This is a genomic window from Thermoactinomyces sp. CICC 10523, assembly GCF_016055105.1.
Lineage (GTDB): Bacteria > Bacillota > Bacilli > Thermoactinomycetales > Thermoactinomycetaceae > Thermoactinomyces_A > Thermoactinomyces_A daqus.
Window position 1 is genome coordinate 15,547 of the sequence record NZ_JAECVX010000011.1, and the last position, 20,488, is coordinate 36,034.

Genomic DNA, 20,488 nt, shown 5'->3' on the forward strand with positions numbered 1-20,488 from the left:
CCAGCTAGATAAAAAGCGCCACAAGGACGCTAAGAAAAGTTCTATATTCTACAACTTTTCATTCTTTCTGCCTTTAGAGATAAACCTCTCTAAAGATAAGGCTTCAACTCTTGAATCAACTCTCTTGCAAACTTTTCTTTTTCTTTGTAAAGAGCCTTGTTTTCAGGAAGCGCACAGGTGAAACGATCAAGCAGCTTCTCTTCAACAATACGAATGGTTTCTTCCAGTGACTATCCTCGCAAAGAACCGGTAATCAGCGACTTCACGATGAGAAAGGTCTTACCACCTTCAAGCAAATGAGCATCATGCAGGATTTTTCCCTCTAATGTTTCTGGAATGAAGTCTTTCTGAGATCCTTCTGCCGCTTGCAGGATCGCTTGCATTTTCTCCTTATTAACCCCTTGGGATTCAAGAAAGTTGAGGATTTGGTTTCGGTTTTCTTCCTTGTTTATGATTCCGTGAAAATAAGCACCAGCGATCAGGACTTCTTGATCGATTTGATCCTGATACGGTTTAGCAATTTGACACGCCATTTTTAAAACACGATGAATATGATCTAAGTTATGCATCATATCCTTTTCCTCATAAAAGGGCCGGCAAAAATCCTCCAGCCGTTGAACATCCATCTTATTTAACCTCCCAACACTTTTGTAATATAAGCATGGATGTAATCTTTATACTCGTCCTCAATCCCTTCTGTTAACTGATTGAAATCAAAGTATCTGGTCAACTTTGATTAAATTACATCTGTCAGTCGGTGAGACGGAATGTTATACCAAGGCGTTTTTTTATCTTTCAAATGTACCTTAACACCGTGTACAGCTTATAGCGCTCGACTTTCGAACGATAAAGGTTTATTTCTTTTAAGAGTTAAATTTTTACTATCGAAGGTTTCAGTAACAATAGGTTGGTTCTTATCATATGCTAATGAGTAATCACTCCAAAGTTGATAATATGTATTTAGCTTTGTTCTAGAAATTCCCCTCCATTTTTATCCTTCACTGTGATCAAATGGATAGTACAAATATTGACACAGATTCAGCCTGACTTGTAGAATGGTATTAATCCAACTGATATTGGTCAAAATGTGAGTGAACGGTTAATTAGTTGCATAGTTAGCCAAAACAACTATGACGGAGAAGAGTAAACAGGGAAAACCCTCAGAGAGAAGAATCTGCCAAATTGTAGAGATTGGCAGCTGTGAGATTCTTCGGGTGGAATCTGTTGAAGGTAGCTCCTGAGTTGTTCCTGCCAACGCCTGCGCCTTGGTCAGTAGTGGGAAACGTATTCCAGCGTTAATGGAAATGAGTGAGTGGAGAAATCCATGGTTTCTTCACTAACAAAGGTGGTACCGCGAGCCCTTCGTCCTTTGAGATGAAGGGCTTTTTCGTATTGGAAGGAGGATGAAACAGATGCCAAAAGAAATTCAAATGTCCACAAAGTATGATCCAAAAGCAGTGGAAAGCAAGAGATATCAATTTTGGATGGACCATGATTTGTTCAGACCTTCGGAAGATCAAAATAGCGAGCCTTACAGTATTGTGATGCCCCCACCAAATGTAACTGGGATGTTGCATATGGGTCATGCATTAGATTTTACGTTGCAAGATGTCCTTATTCGAATGAAACGGATGCAGGGATATGACACCTTATGGCTTCCGGGTATGGATCACGCTGGGATCGCGACCCAAGCGAAGTTGGAGGAGAAACTTCGAGAAGAAGGAGTCAACCGTCATGACCTTGGCCGGGAAAAGTTTTTAGAGAAAGCATGGGAATGGAAAGAGCACTTTGCATCCATCATCCATGAACAATGGAAGAAAATGGGCTTCTCCATTGATTACTCACGGGAACGCTTTACCATGGATGAAGGCTTGTCTAAAGCCGTTCGGAAGGTATTTGTCGATCTGTACAACAAAGGATTGATTTATCGCGGCAAATACATTATTAACTGGGACCCGGTTGCACGAACGGCCATCTCGGACATCGAAGTCATTTATAAAGAAGTCAAAGGTGCGCTTTATCATATGCGGTATCCGTTAAAGGACGGTTCTGGGTATATTCAAGTCGCCACCACTCGTCCAGAAACAATGCTGGGGGATACCGCAGTCGCTGTCCATCCGGAGGATGAACGTTACCAAGGAATGATCGGTAAAACGGTGATTCTGCCAATTGTGGAACGAGAAATCCCCATCATTGCCGATGAATATGTGGACAAAGAATTTGGAACAGGTGCGGTAAAAATCACACCCGCCCACGATCCCAACGATTTTGAAATCGGTCTTCGCCATGATTTACCGCAAATTATTGTCATGGACGAAACCGGAAAAATGAATGAGAATGCCGGCAAATATCAGGGACTTGATCGTTTTGAAGCACGGCAGCAAATCGTCAAGGATCTCCAGGAAGCTGGTATCATGGTAAACATTGAGGAGCATGTTCATTCAGTCGGTCACAGCGAACGGAGTGGTGCAGTGGTAGAACCTTATTTGTCCACTCAATGGTTTGTTAAAATGAAACCTCTGGCTGAAAAAGCCATTGAACTCCAAAAGAGTGAGGATAAGGTAAGGTTTGTCCCCGATCGATTTGAAAAGCTCTATGTCGATTGGATTAAAAATATCCGTGATTGGTGCATCTCACGTCAGTTGTGGTGGGGTCATCGTATTCCAGCCTGGCATTGTGCAGATTGTGGAGAAATCACTGTATCCATGGAAGATCCAGCTTCCTGTTCCAAATGCGGAAGCACGAACATCATGCAGGATGAAGACGTATTGGATACATGGTTTAGCTCTGGTTTATGGCCGTTTTCCACAATGGGTTGGCCCGAGCAAACCCCCGATTTAAAACGGTACTATCCCAACAACGTCTTGATTACAGGGCATGACATCATCTATCCTTGGGTAGCGCGTATGATCTTCACCGCCATCGAGTTTACGGGTACAAAGCCATTTCAAGATGTTATCATCCACGGGTTAGTTCGTGACTCGGAAGGGGTCAAAATGTCCAAGTCCCTTGGAAATGGGGTTGATCCCTTGGAAGTCATTGACCAGTATGGCGCGGATGCCATGCGGTTTATGATTTCAACTGGTACAACACCAGGTCAAGACCTGCGCTTCCGATGGGAACGTCTGGAATCGGCACGAAATTTCATTAATAAAATTTGGAACGCTTCCCGCTTTGTACTCATGAACATTGATGACTTCGGGATCGACGATATCGCTCTCTCTGGTTCATTGAATACAGCGGACCAATGGATTCTAACCCGCTTGCAGGAAACCATTAACTATGTCACCCATCAATTGGAAGAGTATCACTTCAACGAAGTTGGCCGGGCTTTGTATGAATTTGTATGGGATGAATTCTGTGACTGGTACATTGAATTTGCGAAATTATCCCTGTACGGGGAGGATGAAGAAGCGAAGAAAACCACACGTTCCGTTCTCTGTTACGTTCTTGACCAAATTCTTCGCTTACTCCATCCATTCATGCCATTTGTGACAGAAGAAATCTGGCAAAATCTCCCCCACAAAGGAATAAGCATCATGGTTAGCAAGTGGCCGGAGCCGGAGAATCGTTTCCGATTCCCTGAAGCAGTCGAACAAATGAAACTTTACATGGAAGTCATTCGTAGTGTTCGCAATATCCGGGCGGAAGTGAATGTACCAGTAAACAAAAAAGTCGATATCTACATTCGGCCAGATAATGAAAAGACATTACACTACCTGCGCCTTGGCGAGAAATGGATTCGCCAGCAATGCAATCCCGAAAGTCTCACCATCGACTCCGATCTCTCCATTTCGGAAAAAGCCATGAGTGCTGTGGTAACAGGAGCCGAAATCTTACTGCCACTCGCAGGGTTAATCGATATCAATCAAGAAATTGAACGCTTGAAAAAAGAGCTGAAAACACTGAATGCAGAAGTTGAGCGGGTGCAAAAGAAACTATCAAATCAAGGGTTTATCAGCAAAGCACCTACCCATGTTGTCGAAGAAGAACGAAGAAAAGAAAAAGATTATCTGGAGAAACGCGAGAAAGTGAAAGCACGTTTAGCCGAACTGCAAAGCTAACGTTAAAAGGGATGGACTCTGGCAGAAGGTCCATCCACATTCATGATAATGATGTGAAGTAGTTCGTTAAAAATAAAACTGCCGGCAGTCTTTCACTTTAGATACTGACAGCAATATGGACATCGGTTTTCTTTTTTATTCATAGCCAATCACTATATAATTAAAAATTTTTTGTTAATGATTTTAGCAGTTTCTTCTGCATTTCAAATTAGTATTATTTTTATTCTCTAAGGTAGTTTTTCTTTTTAATTTGTCCATCTGAGCTTAGCTTTTTCACATCTTGTAGATAGTGCAGATCTACCGATTGAATAGTAAGCGATTTTGTATTTTTCCATTTCCTTTGAATCTAAAACATTCCGACCATCAATTATTAATGGTTCATTCATTAGTGCAAAAATCTTGCTGAAATCAAATTTCTTAATATGATCCCATGCCGTTAAGATTAGGACTGCATCGGATCCCTTGATTGCTTCCTCAATATCCACATAGTAATTAAGTGATGGAAAAATCCTTTTTACCTCTGAAATCGCAACAGGGTCATAAGCATTCACAGTACCGCCTAATTCCAAAATTTCTTTGATTATACGTAGTGACGGAGAATTTCTGATATCACTAGTGTTTGGTTTAAATGTTAAACCTAAAACAGAGATTAATTTCCCTGATAAGCTTGGTTCTTCTAATACCTCCAAAAGCAATTTGACAGGCTTAAGCATTTGTTTTTCATTTACATTTACTGCTGATTTAAGTATTTCAAAATCATATCCTAGAGTTTGGGCTAACTTAACAGTTGCAACTGTATCCTTCGGTAAGCATGATCCTCCATAACCAATTCCCGCTTGTAAGTAACTCATTCCAATACGAGAATCAAGCCCAATTCCTAAAGCTACTTTTGTCACATCCGCACCACATTTTTCAGAGATGTTGGCTATCTCATTAATAAATGAAATTTTAGTAGCCAAAAACGCATTCGAAGCCAGTTTAATTAGCTCAGCCGTTTCCCAATTCGTCTTTACAAAGTTTTTACTGAAAGGAGAGTAAAGTTGTTCAATCAACTCAGCCACATAAGGTTCATTTGTGCCTATTACAACTCGTTCCATATTAAACGTATCAGAAATGGCCGATCCCTCCCGCAAAAATTCAGGGCAGGAGACAACTGAACATCTATAAGGGGTTGAATTACTTGAGCTAATCACTTCTTGTACATGACGATTAGTACCAACTGGAACAGTACTTTTTATTACAATTGTCTTCTCTCCATTAATTAAATGTCCTATCTGTTTAGCTAATAACTCTATCTGTGCGACATCCAAACTACCATCAGGAAGTGAAGGAGTACCAACGGTGATGAAAATGATGTCTCCATAACTAACACATTCATCTAAACTGTTCGTAAACTTAATCTGACCTTTCTCAAGATTTTCTTCTAATAGCTCGTCCAAACCAGGTTCGTAAAATGGTAGTTTCCCCTTTTTCAGATCATTTATTTTTTGTTCATTACAATCAAGGCAAATAATTTTATGACCTATTTCAGCAAAACAGACAGCTGTAACCACCCCTACATAGCCACATCCAATGATTCCTAATCTCACTGAATCCCTCTTTTCTGATAAAATCAACTGATATTCAGTGTATCAAATACATCTTTCACATATTTAATTGATCTTTCCGTCGCCACTTTCTTTTCTTCCCTCACATGTGTTTCCAATGATATTGGTAGTTGTCTCAAATTCACAAATCGGGATAACTCCTGAAAATATTCTTTAACATCAACATCTCCGTCCCCCACCGTGACATATTGACCTAAGTCAATACTATAATCTTTTATGTGTAAGTATCGAATAAATGGTGCCAGCCTTTTCAGATCATCATAGTCTACATGATGTCCCATTTCGTAAAGATTTCCTACATCAACCAATGCACATACTCGTGGGCTGTTTATCAGCGTAACAAATTCATAGAGCTTTCCAAGCTTATCAATATTACACACAGGTTCATTTTCAATTAAAAGCGTTTTATCGTACTGACAAGCTAAATGAATAAGCAATTCGACGTCTGACATTAAATCATCAACTTGAAATCCTGGATACATTAAATATGAAAATATCCTTATAAATTGAGTTTGAAATAGATCGGCAATTTCAAATGCCTTCTGATAGACATCCGACTTAGGAGCTTTGTTGTATTTAAATGAATGAAATCTAGCATTCTCTATTTTTAATCCCTCTATATGATCAGGATGCCATTTTAATAGTGGAGATGCCAAACATGATACACACAGATTATGATTTTTAATTTTTTTCGCTATGTCCTTCAGTTCATCCATTGGAAAATCAAGTAAATTCCTCTTGTTTGCTGTTCTTAATTCAATTAAATTGATGCCTGCTTCAACGGCAAAAGTAATAGCTTCATCAATTGAATCGCTATATTCATCAGTGATGAATGACAAATTATCCATCATAAAAAATCCTCTCCAATAAAAATATATTATTCTAATATTTTGTATTGGTTATTTATTGCTTGATTCAACTTACTTTCGATGACCGCGAAATCTGCATGTGAAACATCAAAACCAGTCCACAGATTAAATGCATCCACAGCTTGATAAATCATCATCCAAATACCTGAACAAGTAGGAAATCCAAATTTCTCGGCATATTGTAATAACAAGGTTTTATAAGGATTGAATACTGCGTCAAAAACATGAAACGTTTTTACATCCCGTTCTAAACTCAATCGATTAAACAAATCCTCAGATACCAATGATTCAGTTATCTTTGGATACATCCCCACAGGTGTTGCTTGAACCAGGAAGTCAGCATCCTTCAATACTGGATAAAGGTTTTCTTCATCCAACGATTGGATCATGATAGGAGCACGTTCCGAACAGGAAAAATCTATAGAAATTTTTTCTGCCTCTTCCTTATCCCTAGCTAATATAGTAATTTGATCCGTCACTTTATAGAGTTCATAAATAATCGCCCTAGCCGCCCCACCGGAGCCAAGGACTACAATCTTATCGTTTGAAGTTACTCCTCTCAATTGTTCAGTTATTGCACGAAAAGCCCCCACTCCATCTGTATTTGTCCCCAATAAAAGATCATTTTCAAAAATAATAGTATTGACTGCTCCAATCGCTTTCGTCCTTTCATCCACTTCGTTTAAATATGGAATCACTGATAACTTGTAAGGAAGGGTTACATTTGCTCCAACACAACCAATTAACTGCAATGTACGTAAATACGCTGGTAACTCTCTCTCATACAATACACAGAGCTTAAGGTGGTCATAATTTTCGATTCCACATAAGTCTGCGAATTCTTTAAACAAAAGAGGTGAAACACTGTGATCAACAGGATTTCCAAGAAGGGCAGAATAAATCATATTGATCCCTCCACTAAAGGAATAGGTTCTCATATTTCCAATATTCAATTTCAAATTGAGTATCTAACGGCCATTCAGCTTCTTTTTGAGTGATAAATCCCTTTTGTAAAAATATTGATTGAAAATGACGAAATGTTTCCCAACACAATTGAATAAATTTCCCAGGTTCATTCAGAACTATATTTGCAAACTCATTTTCACTCACAATATCCCACAAATAACTATTCGTTCTTGAATAAAGATGCAAAATACTCTCGCCACTTATTTCTTCCATTGGCATAAAATCATTTACCAGACGAAATGCTATTTCAAGTAGATAATCAATCACTTGAATGCTGTACCAAATATAAAGAAATTTATCGTTTCTTTTTAATGCCTTTTCCACAACCCTAATCTTTCTCCACACAATAAAGTTGTAATAACGAAATCTCTTTCTTTGAATATTGTTATTTTCATCAATCATATAATGGGGAATTTGATGGTTTTGTTTATTCATCAAATATCTAAAACGATCAGATATACGCATTGCAATATCATAGTTGTAACCTGGACGTTTAAAATGAAAGTACCCAATCTCAGTTGGATAAAGTAATCTTTTTCCTGCGAAGATTAACGATTTAAGTTCTTTAAATCGTTTTTTATTAATCACTGTATCTTCAATCAAATAGATAACTCGTTGATCTGATTCTATTTTGACTAATCCCTTCTCCAAAACAGATATGCCCTGATTATTCGATCGGGAATCAATCTCATTTTCTAAATATTCAATTAACCATTCGATTTTATTAAGACAATTAACAAAGTCTCGCTTCAAAATTGCCTCCAAGACTTGATCGATATACCACAAGATTGGATTATGGCGATATTGTTTTTTTAACAATGTAGCTAATCGGTATTTCCACTTGGGATGTGGAGTATATGAACCGTTACGCCAATAGTAAATATCCAATGTACGAGATAAAATCCTAAACAAAAGCCTTAACGAGTAGTAGGAAAAAACATGGTTTTTCTTTTTTAACAAGTAATAATCAGTCCACATCGAGAGAATAGAAAAATATATTTTGCTCTCTAATATATGTTTTGGATAGAAAAAACATCTCTGTTTAAATCTCTCGGCCAATTTAGCTGGATCGTATATCGTAATTGCATTTAAAAACCAATGTATAAGCCAATCCGTTTGGTACATCCAAGCAACATCATTATCACTGCAATGAAAAATCTTACTTATATCAGATCTTCTCAAACTTTCTAGCTCAAATCTTATTCCCTTGTCACATACACTATAAAATTCCTGTGGAAATTTTATTTGATTGATGGCTTGTTCTAATGGTTCAGCAAATTTCTCATAATCCCGATGATGTTCAAAAATTATAAACATATCTAAATCTGAATATTGATCCGCCACTCCATAGGCAACAGATGAAGTAATATTAACTAAAAAACGTTTTTCTATTTGTGGAAAATCCCGTCTAATCATTGGCAGTACATAATCGTAAAACGCTTGGGTCGCAATCTTTTGAAGTTTGAGAGATAATGATGATTCCATATTTTCCTCCTCTATAAAAAAGTGGAATTCGGTGCCATCAAAAAGACGGCACCTGGTAAAAGCATCAGTCCATGGTTTGATGACCAATTGAATAGCTTAACGTTCGGGGTCTGGCCTTTACATTACCAAGAACCGCTTCCCTTTCCTTTTTTGATGGAACATGCCACCATGAAGATAAATCAAAATCACGAGGTTTAACAATATTGAACAAATCTTCAATAAATAACTCATGGAATCTTTTCGTATACTCACAGCTTCGTATATCAATTGCCATATCATCACCTGAATGAATTTGTGCATCATATGCGCAACCATTTCCGCACATTCCCCGAGCCGAACAATCATTACAATAGGAGTAATAAATAGGAGATCTTTTCCGCCATTGCGAAATAACTGTTGAGCGATATGAATCAGAATCCAAATCTTTCAAGGCTAACTGATCCATCACTAAAAAAGACTTGCAAGGTCCAACATTACCTTTTGCATCGACGTTTAGATTTGTACCTCCGGCAGCCCCACAATCATGAAATCTGTATCTCTGCTCTACAAAAGGTTGCAATTTACGATAAACCAGTTCCAAAAACAGTCCCTTGTTACGAAACGACTTGTGAATTCCATACATTGTATCCGCATATAAATTTGGATCAATGAGATATTCATAGTCTTTTTGGTCTGGGGTCGGAGGTTTCATAAAATTAACCCCCAAACCAGTAGGCTCGTACTCCTCCAAAAACCAATCGATGATTGAATAGGCTTCATTAATTGTGTGCTTTCCCAAAACCATCGAAATCGATACTTCAACGCCGACTTCTTTCAATTTTTTTATTCCACGATCCACTGCTTCCCAAGAACCTTGTCCACCTCTGGTCCCTCTCAATTGATCGTGAATTTCTGCAGGTCCATCCATAGATACAATACACTTAACATCTTTTTCGGCCAAATAGCGAGCTCTTTCATCATCGATTCTGGTTGCATTGGTTCCCATTACAATCCAAATATGCTCGTTTGGCCTTTGATATTTTTCTTTCAAATCTATAATCAACCTTACTGAGTCCCAAAATAACGTCGGTTCTCCACCAGTAATATGGATAATCTTGTTACGTTTAGGATCAGAGTTATTAAAGAAAAATTGGATCACTTGTTCTAATCGGTTTGAAGAAGTTGGTGTAGTTAGAGGAGATGCAACGTTCTGAACAACCTTGCAGTATGAACACGCGAGATTACAAATATCCGTAAGCAGAATTCTCAGCAATGTAAATGATATTGAAATATCCTTTTTTTGATCTTCTTGCTTCATCAAGCGACGATGTTCACGATCTGGAGAAACTCCTGGCGGAACGAGAAATCCTTTATCAAACATTGCTTGTAGAAGACGTTCTTCAACCAAATGGGCTTTTTCATCTAATACATTGTAATAGGCCTCTTTCAAAACTTGACCACCAAAGATTTGCTCAAGTCGTAGTGCGTGATTTAAGCAGTATGCTCCTTTCCCTAAGTCAATAAGCTGGACATTCGTTTCAAACTGAGGATATTCCTTTACAACCCCCGAAGGGAGGTCTTCAGCACTTGCATACACTTTGGTCGGGATATAACTCTTCTCAGACATTAAAATCTCCTCCCCAGTTCCCTTAATTCAGTCATTTAAGACAGCCACTGCACGAATCGGTGAACCTGTTGCACCCTTGATTTTCAATGGCAATCCAATAAAGGTAAAAGTCTGATTTGCAACAATGTGGAGATTTATTAAATTTTCTATTAAATAGATATTGCTTTTGAGCATACGCATATGCACAGGCCGTTGCATATTCCCCACTTCATCCGCAATAGGCAGATCAACCCCAACAGCTTTCACTTTTTTACTTTGTAACCACGCTGCCGCATCATCATTGATTCCTTGCCATTCAAAGAAGTTATCTTCTCCCCAAGAGCCTGGAAAAGTCCGGATCAAGACTATAGATTCTTGTTCAATATTGAGATAATTCTCTTGGCAAACCCTTTCTAACATGGCTGAATCAACTACATCATTCTTTTCCTTGTTTGAAACATCGATACAAACTGCTTTACCAATCAGCTTCTCAATAGGTATTTTGGCTGCACATTCACCTCCTTCAACATAGTGATTCTGTGCATCTACATGGGTACCGGCGTGATCTGAGAATATTAACATTTTAGATGCAAAACCTTTACATGGGTCAATGTATCTTGGCGCCGTAAATTCATGAGTAACATGATTTAGTACCACCATTCTTGGATGTGAAGAAAATGTTTGAAGACCATCTTCCATTTCTAAAGTCAAATCAATAATTTTCCCCACTATTTCCTCATCCTTCCTAAGTATGAAATAAAAAATCATCCTCACCAAAACCGCAACAATATCCTAAGGTTCACTTGCTGTAAAGGTAAGGATGATTAATTCCCCGAATTTATTCATTCTCCAGTTCAAATTTTTCGACTCCATCAAGATAAGGCCGTAGTGCTTTTGGGATATAGATTGATCCGTCTGCTTGTTGATGATTTTCTAAAAGTGGAATTAGGATTCGTGGGGACGCGATAGCAGTATTGTTTAATGTGTAGCAGAATTTCGATCTTCCCGTTTCATCTTTATATTTAATTCCAGAACGCCGGGCCTGAAAATCAAAGAAGGATGAACAGGAATGAGTCTCACTATATTTCTCCCTACTCGGCATCCACGTCTCAATATCATGCTTTTTAACCTGCCCTTGTCCCATATCACCAGTGCAAACTTCAACCACTCGGTAAGGCAGTTCCAACAACTTAAGAATCTCTTCAGCATTGGAAAGCAACTCATAATGAATTTGCTCAGAAATGACAGGATCTGCCGGAGCAATTACTACCTGCTCTACTTTTGTGAATTGATGGACACGATACAGCCCGCGCGTATCTTTACCTGCTGAACCAACTTCTCTTCTAAAGCAATCGGAAACTCCAGCCATTCGAATAGGCAGCTGAGAAACGTCCAAAACTTCATCTGAGTAATAAGAGACTAAGGGGACTTCCGCCGTACCGACAAAGTTCATTGGTGTATCATCTAGCGTTACGTAGGTTTGTTCTTTTCCTAATGGAAAATACCCAGTTCCATACATAGCTTTTTCATGAACCATTACTGGAACAACCATTGGTGTGAAGTTACGTTTTGCCAAGAAGTCAAGGGTCAACTGAATCACTGCACGATGCAGCATTGCTCCTTTTCCCTTAAGAAAATACATGCGACTTCCGGCGATTTTTACCCCTCGAGGGATATCGATCATGTCATGCATCTCACCCAAAGTCACATGATCTTTAATAGGAAAATCAAACTCTGGGATAATGCCTTCTTTACGAATCTCCACATTATCCTCATCCGTTTCCCCGACTGGAACATCATCTAATGGTACCGAAGGAACAAGTAACATTAAATCATTGAATCGTTTGTTTACTTCTTCAAATTGAGCTTCCAACTCACTTAGCTTTACATTGACCTCTTTTACTCGCTGAATGGCTAATTTTTTCTCATCGCCTTTTAATTTAGGCACTTCTTTTGAGACTTTATTCCGTTCCGCCCGCAACGTGTCAATTTCCTGAATAAACTCACGCCTCTTTTGATCATAATCCAACAATTCAGAAACGCTGATCGCTATTCCTTTGTTGTCAGCAGCCTGTTGCACTTTGTCAGGATTATGCCTGATAAAGTTGATGTCAAGCATAAAATAGCCTCCCAAGTCAAATATATAAATACACTAACACATTATATCTTAAACCGCTACTTTTAAACTAAGATCAATAGCACATCTTACTACTTGATGCAGGAAGCTAATTATTCCCATTTTTACGTCAATATCCATTTCTACATCAATTCTCATTATCCTGCCGAAAACATAAGAAAACATAAGAATAATAAAAATATCAAACATAAATTTTAGATAAAATCAAACACTTTGATTTTATCATTATTCCTTGTAACAACAATCCTCATTTTGCCGAGTGAACAATTATCATCATCAACAGAAAAAGAACAACCTTCTTCGTTTACATATCGCCCCATACTTATAAGCTCTAGTTACATCGAGATTGAGATTGAGAAAATCCTCAATCGACTGAACATGGCCGCACTGTGGACATTCAAAGGTCGCTTTTCTTAAGTTTGGAAATCGCTGACTCATTTCGTGCAACCACTCATCTTCCGTTTGCTTAATCATGTTTTCACCCTTTTTGCATAGTAAAAAGTCATCATTGTGTTTGCAATTCCAATAATGAGAAGGACATCAAGGAGATAAAGCTGAATGACAGTACTCTTTCCAACTAAAAACATCAAGACCGTAGCCAAGAGCAAAAAGTAATCAAAAAGTGAGGTTTTATCCGCAATTTCATATATAAGATGGTCTTTTCTTTTCCTCAGTAAAAAAATCATTTTCCAAACCGCACATAAAATCGCAATCACACCTAAGCCAACCATCATGAGCGTTACCTCCTGGTGCATCTGCACAGAATCGTCAAAACCCAATCCATTTTTACTCCTTCAGTAGACCAGATACAGCCTTTCCTGTTACTGAAATGGTATCTCCTTCCCGAATAACGTGCCCACTCAACAAATGAAAGTTTAAATACTTTCCATCCTTGGTTTGAAATGTAACGGAAATCGGTTCGTTGATTTCACTCAGCGGGATATGTCGAAAATGGCAAAGAATCTGTACCTCACCTTGTGCCAATTCATCATCTTCGTAAGGGACGGATGTAGCCAATACTTTATGTTGCGGAAGGATGGAGAAATCCTTCAAAAATGCTCTTACTTTCTCTTCTGGTCCCTCTACCGTTATTCGCAACACTTTCAACACCCTTTAACGGACTGGATACTCGGATCTATACACCGAGTATCCAAGCCTTTTGTATGTGTTTACCGCTTACCCGTCGTTACAATCCGTTTTCCTACCACCAAAATTTCCTGAACAGTCCTAGATGATCAAAATCGCATCTGACACCCTTGCACTCTTCCAATGTGACCCGATGCACTTGCAAAAAACGTTCGATTCTTCTCGGATTTTTAATCCTTTTTCGTTTATTTCTGGAAGGACAAACAACGATAAGTTCTCGTTCTGATTCATCCCACCAGTAAATGATTTTTCTACTCTTCATTTAGGAACCTCTTTGATCTGGTTCCCTCCATCTCCCATCCATGATATAATTAGGTAAATAACTCTGCTTTGTATGAGCCATTTTTCTGGCTCTTTTTTTATCCAGAAAAAATGTCAAATGATTTACCTGCAAGAATTGTTTTCCCTTCCTCGATTTCTGCAACAACCAAATCAAGCAGAGGCATTGTGATAATAACTTTTCCCTCTCTCAAAAACTCAACAACTTTTACTCTACGAGATGGTTGTAGATCAATATCGCAAGTAATACAAACATGATCTTCATCCGTTTGTGTCTCTTTTTGATGGAAATTAATCTTCGAATGATGATTAAGGTCAGTCATGAACGGTCCCACCTGATGCACTTTACCTTCAACTCTCAATTTCAGCAATGATCTTCACCCTCCCTATAAAATTTTTAGATTCTCATCCATTCTCCCAATATTCGTGTTATTATTAAAATAACACCAACATTCTGATTTTCTTACTGGATGATTGATTACTTACATTATAAAACACAGGCAAATGTATTAGAATATTTATAATTTCGGTTCATTTTAACTCACGAATTAAAAAAACGTGGTTATTTACCCTTACAATAAGAAATCCCCTTTATTGCCGTACTACTTTTTTAAAGAAGTGATTAAAAAACGGGAGGTAACTATGAAACGAGAGCAAGACGATATATCTTTAACCCCAGAACAGTTACGTAAGGTCGGATCGGTTTTACAAAGACTTCGTCTAAAGGGTGGTCACAAATTACAAGTTTTAGCCACAATGGGTAATATATCTGTAGCAACCCTTTCAAACATCGAAAACGGAAAAGATCATGTCACCGTTGAAAAGATTGAAGTCTATTGCAAATTGCTGAATACCTCTTTGCAGTATGTCTTAGAACTCATTGAAACAGATGAAACGCTTAACTCGAAAGACTTACGCTATCTAAACCATGTTGAACGATTAATCGAACTCCATAGTCCTAATCGTGCAGAAGAAAAACTAATTCAACTTACATTCGACCCATATGACCCTCTTTATGTCGTTCAACAATTAATCTTAGGAAAATGTCACATCTATCGTAGGAATTGGAATTCTGCTCGAAAAAAATTTGAGTATGTGCTTAATCAATTAAACAGACATTTCGAATTTGATAAGAGCAATTTAGCTGCTGTTTGCCATTTGTACTTAGCCAAAATAGCATTTTTTAAAGACAAAAACCTTATTAAGGCGTTGGACCATATACGTTTAGGAAAAGAAGTTTATCAACAAGATGGCGATAGAGCTGGTATTATATACAATTTATTGATTAGCGAGGTTATCTATTTGGAAAAACTTGATGAAGACGAGGATGCCTTAATAATTGTTCGGAAAATGCAAGAGGAAATTGGTTTAATCGATCATATTGACACCAAGTTACAAGTCTATGCCTTACACATTCTACTCCTCTTCAAAAAACGGCAATTTAAAGAAGCTCGTTCCTATGCAAATGAAGCTTTAGAAATTACACGAACCTGTAACCGTCCAGAACAAGCCTTAGAAATATATACTCTGCTTGGCGCGATCTACAAAGAGTGCGGCGATTTATTTGAAGCAGAAGAATACTACCTTTATGCTCTTGACTTAGAAGAGTTAGTTAGTAATGAACATTTACTGGCTACCCCCTATATGCGTTTAGGCGAACTTTACTCTTTGAAAGAAGACTGGAACAGAGCAAAAAAAATGCTTGATAAGGCTGAAAAAATTAGCCGAGAAACGGAAGATCCATTCCGTCACATGGAAGTATTGGAATTGTACGGCGATTATTACATCCGTCGAAATGAATTACGAGAAGCTATCCCTTACTATGAACAAGTTTGGGATTATGAAGAAAGATTACATCCGGAACAGCCCTTACCTGAGGTTCGAGAAAAACTAGCCTTTTGTTATCGGGCTGTAAATGATCCTAAATTTCATAAAATCGTGGCAAGGATGCTTGAACTTGATGTACAATTGAAACTGAAAATTACAAAAGGGGTGAATAACATGCCACACCATTCAATGAAATTAGCTGGGGACCCACCGAATGACTAAGCCATATTTAAATTCCGACCTAATTCTTACATATATTGTCGGAATCGATTTGTACTATTCACTTGAACCAGATGGCATCATTTTTATAAAGAAGGGGAGGGTATTTCCACACCCCTCCCTTTTATTTATTCTATACGCTTATCTATAACTTTTTAAGGAGAATAACTTCTGCCTGCTTTCCTGTTGCTTCTAATACTATACCTACAATTTTCTCCTCATAAGCCGTGTCATAAATCACCTCCCCGTCCACCGTCACCCTATACATCGGTTTCGGCCTGTCCACTTTCTCTTTCAATCCAAAAGCAACTGCCACTCCCTTAACGATGGCTCCAGCCAACCCATCCAAGAACCTCTTATCCCGCAACAGCTTATTTTCCCTTGGATTATCTATAAACAGGCATTCCAACAAAACCGCACTCATCCTCGTGTCACGCAAAACGGCGATCCGGGAATGAGCTCCTTGTGTATCATTTTTTGCTGCATTCCCATGTGGATCAATCCCATATCCTTTCAGATATCCCAACACGCTTTCATTGATTGCCTTTTGAATCCGTTGCGTTTTGGCGGGAGCTCCTTTAGCAATATAAGACTCAAAGCCAGAACCACCTCCGGAATTGCAATGCAAAGACAAGAAAAGATCCGCGCTCTTGCTGTTGGCATAGTTAATCCGTTTATAGAGTCCCTCTGGCGGCCCAGGATAAGAAGACGACGTGTTCCGGTTCCTCGTAAAAGTAACCACGACCTCATACTTTCCAAAGTAGTCTCCAACCATTTCTGCTAATTGTAACGCCACATCGGCTTCTTTCAGACCGAAGCCGGTTGCACCGGAATCCGGCCCTCCATGTCCAGGATCAAGGATGATGGTCTTCATTTTTTCTTCTCCTTTCCTCCACGCAAGATTTCAATTCCTTTTTTCAGTTCTGACGGAATCGGCAAACCCATGCGTCCTGAATTCTCCACAATAGACAAGGCTTCGTTCGCCAAATAAAAAAACACCGCCCCGTCCCGGAGCAGGTGTCCATCTCCCAATAATGTGTCAATCACATGAGCCACAGCGATAATCGCAAAGATCATCACCTTTCTCATGATTCCAAAAAAACCCGTCGTACTCGAAAGTCTCCCTTCTTTTCGGGCTGCCAGAAAGCCGGTGACATAATCGATCGTCATAAAAATCAGTAAAGCTTTTAAAGCATCGGACCATCCCCCAAAAAGTTGGGCGGTGATCCCTCCCAGTACACCAACAGTAAACTTGAGCAAAAATTCTCCCCATTCGTCGGTGGTCAACATTTGGCTCTACACCTCCGTAAACAAAAAACCGCTTTGCCACATATCCGCAAAACGGTTAAAGTCCCTTGGATTCCCCCAATTTCATGCACCAGAAAACCGGAGAATATAACCCTGATGCCTTAATGTTCAACGTCGCTCCACTGTCATTGTAGGCTGTTACGTATAGATAATCGTCTTTTTGCAGGTCAATGACCCTGCGCGCGGAAACACCCACATCCACACCGACAACCCCCGCTCCACGACTCGAACCGTGCGCGATCGCATCGATCGTTCCCCCACGGTTCCGAAAAAGAATAATCCGCCTCAAGTTATCCGAATTAGCCACCGTTTCCCATACGGTTGAACAGCCCACTTCATAAACTCCATCTTCCCGAATCGTGATCCGGTCACTAACCAGATGCATTCCAACTGGATTCAGTTCTTCCGTATCCCATGAGAGGGTGGCATTGGTTCCGGTCGCCAAACTTTTACCGGTGGAGTTTCGCAAAATACAAATCGGACGAAATCCCGCGTGGTTCGATGTCATCCTCCGATCCTTAATATCCGCCAAAGAAATGCTGCTGGCATTGTTTTGAACCGTTACTTCGGCCAGCGGAAGATCCCAGGTTGTGGAATTGTTAATGGGAACCGCATTCGGTCCTTGGATGACGGTATACGTCATGAAATTGTTCGTAAAGTCAGCCCGAAGTACAATCAAATCGGTTCTTGAAGATCCCGATGTATTTGCATTGATCGGCAAGTAAACATAGTCCGCGGTGTGTTTCCACATGTGCCCTTTGACCCAGGCTTTTCCCGGAGCGACTTTCACTTGCAAACCCGTTCCCGGAGAGACCGCACAATCCCCGGTTGATCCATCCATGATTGGTCCCTGAACAATAATCCCGGTGGATCGCATATTTTCCATCATGTCGCGCCAATCCGCTTCATAACTTGGCGTATCATCCCAAGGAAAGGAGTTCACGATGGCTGGCATAGACTCACCTTCTTTCCAAATTTCCTACTCTTGCTTCGAGATTCCGGTACTGGTCAAACAGTCGAAATTGAGTCCCGACATTCGGCGTTCCCACCGTTGGAACAATTTTTTCACCGTCTTTTCCCAAGGTAATATTGATGACCCGGATCACATCCTGAATGATTTCCCCTTCCACTTCAACGGTACACCGATCTCCCAGATCATAGTTCTCCAAATAACGGGTGGGGTGAACATCGAGAGGGGAAATTTCCAGGCTGGTCTTCTCCGTGTTTTCCACCAGTGCATTGTTTAGTGCTTGCAGAAGTTCATTGTTATCTGTATTGCTACGTTGATCGACAAACATTTCAATCGTCCCGTACAAGGTCCGGCTCGGTTCATCCCCGCTATACATAAACGTTCGCGCTTCCCCTTCTCCCCCTCCCCCGACAATCACATAATTGGCTGCCGGAGCTTCCACGGAATACCGATAGGAACCCAAGTTCCCCCGCTTTCGTGAAAAAACAAGATCCTGCGCACGATCTTGAGGGATATATACCTGAAAAATCATGAAGTTGTTCAGGAACTGCAACACCCGAAAGCCAAGGTTCCCGTCTGCCAATGCCGCTTCTTGCAATTTGTCAATCAAGGGGTCCAATCGCGAACGAATGGTCACCGTTTTCCCTTGCTTCATGTCAATATCTGTGTATAACCCCGGAATCCTTCGATAGGCCGAGGCCAGTTCCGCACAGTTCCGCTGAACAAGATGGTAGAGGGCACTTTCGGCAGGACCTGTGAAAACGTCATATCCGTATCCGGTTCCGGCAATCGCATAATAAGGCGGCGGAAGCGCCAGACGTGTCCCTAACAAACCATTGTCATCCGTGCCATAGAAGGTATATCCACTATTTGAACTAAGGTCGTTATTGACTTCCACATTTCGAATCGGGCCAGAAAAAATGGGATTCCCGTCTCTGGTGACAAGAATCCCTCCAATCCCACCCCCTTGTTTCCGAACCTCTAACAGCATTCCCACATCAGGTGAGTCCAGCGGTAAATCCAATGTCCATTTCCCTACATCATTAAATTTCATGGTCAATTCCAATTGCCGAAAAGTCGTGATCGAACCCACGAGATTGAGTTCCCGATCTCTCACCCAAATTTCATAAAGCGCCATGCTATACCCCCAAATATCGCTCCCGATACCAAACGACGATTTTTGAATCCGAAGAAGCGCCGTCCATCTCCATATGGACAATATTGACCCCGGCATTTAATCTCCATAAGGTCGAACCAATGCTCAGTTCCGGATAAAGATTGGTTCCGTCATTCTTTTCAATGATGCGCTTTTGGGTATCGATGGTCACAAATTCATTCACATCCAAAGACAGATTCTCAAACATCAGGTAATAGCCGGTCGTAAGATTGAGAAGCATAGGATTTTGACCTGGCCCGTAGATGGTCCAAACCGGAAAGGTTTCAATATCCCCTTGATTATCCAACTGAATCTCGGTGCTAATAGCCTCTCCTCCTAATCTTAACGGGAAAAGGGGAAACCATTTTGGGGGATTGGTATTGAGTTGATACGTATTGGTAAAAACCTGGGTGGAATAAAAAAACGGATCAAAAGCCCGAAACGTCAGCACCATTTTTTTATATCGGTCCCCTGACTCCCCCGTCTTTTCCCGTCCCTCCATCCCGCTTTTATACCGGCAAACCAATTCCCTTTCTACACCATCGGCTGTAAGTACGCACAGCTTTCCGTCTCCGCGTAAAGGATTAAACAACCTCTTAAACCAACGAACGTTCCGCTGCAAATCGGCGGAATCGTTCCCACGAAACATGACTGCCATATCCACTTCCCGCGGTTCCACTTGGATATCTTGAAGAACAGAACCATATTGAAGCGGGATTTTTTCTTCTGCAAAAGAAAAAGAAGGCATTTCAAAGCCTTCTCGGTCATATAAAAGAAGAATGGTATTTTCCACACCCGGTTGATAAGAAAGAACGGTTTCGACTCCGTTTTGATCCACCCAGGTTATCCTTTCACCCGGCACGATTTCAC

At 40.0% G+C, this 20,488-nt stretch carries 19 protein-coding genes and 1 other annotated feature; of the genes, 2 read left to right on the forward strand and 17 right to left on the reverse strand.

The window, feature by feature from the left end; genetic code table 11:
* Nucleotides 1-230: 230 nt before the first annotated feature.
* Nucleotides 231-626, reverse strand: coding sequence for an HD domain-containing protein (locus I8U19_RS13155; protein ID WP_232337273.1), 396 nt, complete (start codon nt 624-626; stop codon nt 231-233).
* A gap of 495 nt (nt 627-1,121) precedes the next feature.
* Nucleotides 1,122-1,373 (forward strand) — a binding site (T-box leader).
* A 39-nt stretch (nt 1,374-1,412) separates the two neighbouring features.
* On the opposite strand from I8U19_RS13155, the gene I8U19_RS13160 reads away from it, so the two are divergent.
* Nucleotides 1,413-4,064 (forward strand): valine--tRNA ligase, encoded by a 2,652-nt coding sequence (locus I8U19_RS13160; protein ID WP_370589780.1) that lies wholly within the window; start codon nt 1,413-1,415, stop codon nt 4,062-4,064.
* A 245-nt stretch (nt 4,065-4,309) separates the two neighbouring features.
* Here the strand turns inward: I8U19_RS13160 and I8U19_RS13165 are convergent, their stop codons facing one another.
* The 11 genes from I8U19_RS13165 to I8U19_RS13210 form a co-directional block, all read right to left on the reverse strand.
* Nucleotides 4,310-5,653, reverse strand: coding sequence for a UDP-glucose dehydrogenase family protein (locus I8U19_RS13165; protein WP_198056115.1), 1,344 nt, complete (start codon nt 5,651-5,653; stop codon nt 4,310-4,312).
* A gap of 23 nt (nt 5,654-5,676) precedes the next feature.
* Complete coding sequence (locus I8U19_RS13170) at nt 5,677-6,522, reverse strand: sugar phosphate isomerase/epimerase family protein (protein ID WP_198056116.1); 846 nt, start codon at nt 6,520-6,522, stop codon at nt 5,677-5,679.
* Nucleotides 6,523-6,548: 26 nt separating this feature from the next.
* Nucleotides 6,549-7,445 carry a shikimate dehydrogenase gene (locus I8U19_RS13175; RefSeq protein ID WP_198056117.1) on the reverse strand — a complete coding sequence of 299 codons (897 nt, stop codon included), beginning with the start codon at nt 7,443-7,445 and terminating at the stop codon, nt 6,549-6,551.
* Between the two features lie 13 nt (nt 7,446-7,458).
* Nucleotides 7,459-8,991, reverse strand: a complete 1,533-nt coding sequence (locus tag I8U19_RS13180; RefSeq protein ID WP_198056118.1) for a hypothetical protein — start codon at nt 8,989-8,991, stop codon at nt 7,459-7,461.
* 64 nt (nt 8,992-9,055) lie between these two features.
* Entirely contained in the window at nt 9,056-10,597 is a 1,542-nt protein-coding gene (locus I8U19_RS13185) for a radical SAM/SPASM domain-containing protein (RefSeq protein ID WP_198056119.1), read from the reverse strand.
* A gap of 27 nt (nt 10,598-10,624) precedes the next feature.
* Entirely contained in the window at nt 10,625-11,305 is a 681-nt protein-coding gene (locus I8U19_RS13190) for a cyclase family protein (protein WP_198056120.1), read from the reverse strand.
* Nucleotides 11,306-11,414: 109 nt separating this feature from the next.
* Entirely contained in the window at nt 11,415-12,695 is a 1,281-nt protein-coding gene (serS, locus tag I8U19_RS13195) for a serine--tRNA ligase (protein WP_198056121.1), read from the reverse strand.
* Nucleotides 12,696-12,989: 294 nt separating this feature from the next.
* Complete coding sequence (locus tag I8U19_RS17690; protein ID WP_370589238.1) at nt 12,990-13,187, reverse strand: VVA0879 family protein; 198 nt, start codon at nt 13,185-13,187, stop codon at nt 12,990-12,992.
* On the reverse strand, nt 13,184-13,492 hold the full coding sequence (locus I8U19_RS13200; RefSeq protein WP_198056122.1) for a hypothetical protein: 309 nt from the start codon (nt 13,490-13,492) through the stop codon (nt 13,184-13,186). The genes I8U19_RS17690 and I8U19_RS13200 overlap by 4 nt, the downstream gene beginning before the upstream one ends.
* Nucleotides 13,493-13,499: 7 nt before the next feature.
* Nucleotides 13,500-13,811, reverse strand: a complete 312-nt coding sequence (locus I8U19_RS13205) for a hypothetical protein (RefSeq protein ID WP_198056123.1) — start codon at nt 13,809-13,811, stop codon at nt 13,500-13,502.
* Nucleotides 13,812-14,218: 407 nt separating this feature from the next.
* The gene (locus I8U19_RS13210; RefSeq protein ID WP_198056124.1) at nt 14,219-14,461 is read right to left on the reverse strand and encodes a hypothetical protein; all 243 of its coding nucleotides are present in this window, start codon (nt 14,459-14,461) and stop codon (nt 14,219-14,221) included.
* Nucleotides 14,462-14,780: 319 nt separating this feature from the next.
* On the opposite strand from I8U19_RS13210, the gene I8U19_RS13215 reads away from it, so the two are divergent.
* The gene (locus tag I8U19_RS13215; RefSeq protein WP_198056125.1) at nt 14,781-16,187 is read left to right on the forward strand and encodes a helix-turn-helix domain-containing protein; all 1,407 of its coding nucleotides are present in this window, start codon (nt 14,781-14,783) and stop codon (nt 16,185-16,187) included.
* A 142-nt stretch (nt 16,188-16,329) separates the two neighbouring features.
* Here the strand turns inward: I8U19_RS13215 and I8U19_RS13220 are convergent, their stop codons facing one another.
* Genes I8U19_RS13220 through I8U19_RS13240 form a run of 5 tightly spaced genes read right to left on the reverse strand, consistent with a single transcriptional unit; the run spans nt 16,330 to nt 20,480 of the window.
* On the reverse strand, nt 16,330-17,058 hold the full coding sequence (locus I8U19_RS13220) for an N-acetylmuramoyl-L-alanine amidase (protein ID WP_198056126.1): 729 nt from the start codon (nt 17,056-17,058) through the stop codon (nt 16,330-16,332).
* Nucleotides 17,055-17,474: a phage holin family protein gene (locus I8U19_RS13225; RefSeq protein ID WP_198056127.1), complete on the reverse strand. Its 420-nt coding sequence runs from the start codon at nt 17,472-17,474 to the stop codon at nt 17,055-17,057. The genes I8U19_RS13220 and I8U19_RS13225 overlap by 4 nt, the downstream gene beginning before the upstream one ends.
* A 55-nt stretch (nt 17,475-17,529) precedes the next feature.
* Nucleotides 17,530-18,447 carry a hypothetical protein gene (locus tag I8U19_RS13230; RefSeq protein ID WP_198056128.1) on the reverse strand — a complete coding sequence of 306 codons (918 nt, stop codon included), beginning with the start codon at nt 18,445-18,447 and terminating at the stop codon, nt 17,530-17,532.
* Nucleotides 18,448-18,451: 4 nt separating this feature from the next.
* Nucleotides 18,452-19,600 (reverse strand): Gp37-like protein, encoded by a 1,149-nt coding sequence (locus I8U19_RS13235; RefSeq protein ID WP_198056129.1) that lies wholly within the window; start codon nt 19,598-19,600, stop codon nt 18,452-18,454.
* Between the two features lies 1 nt (nt 19,601).
* Complete coding sequence (locus tag I8U19_RS13240; RefSeq protein WP_198056130.1) at nt 19,602-20,480, reverse strand: phage distal tail protein; 879 nt, start codon at nt 20,478-20,480, stop codon at nt 19,602-19,604.
* Nucleotides 20,481-20,488 lie beyond the last annotated feature (8 nt).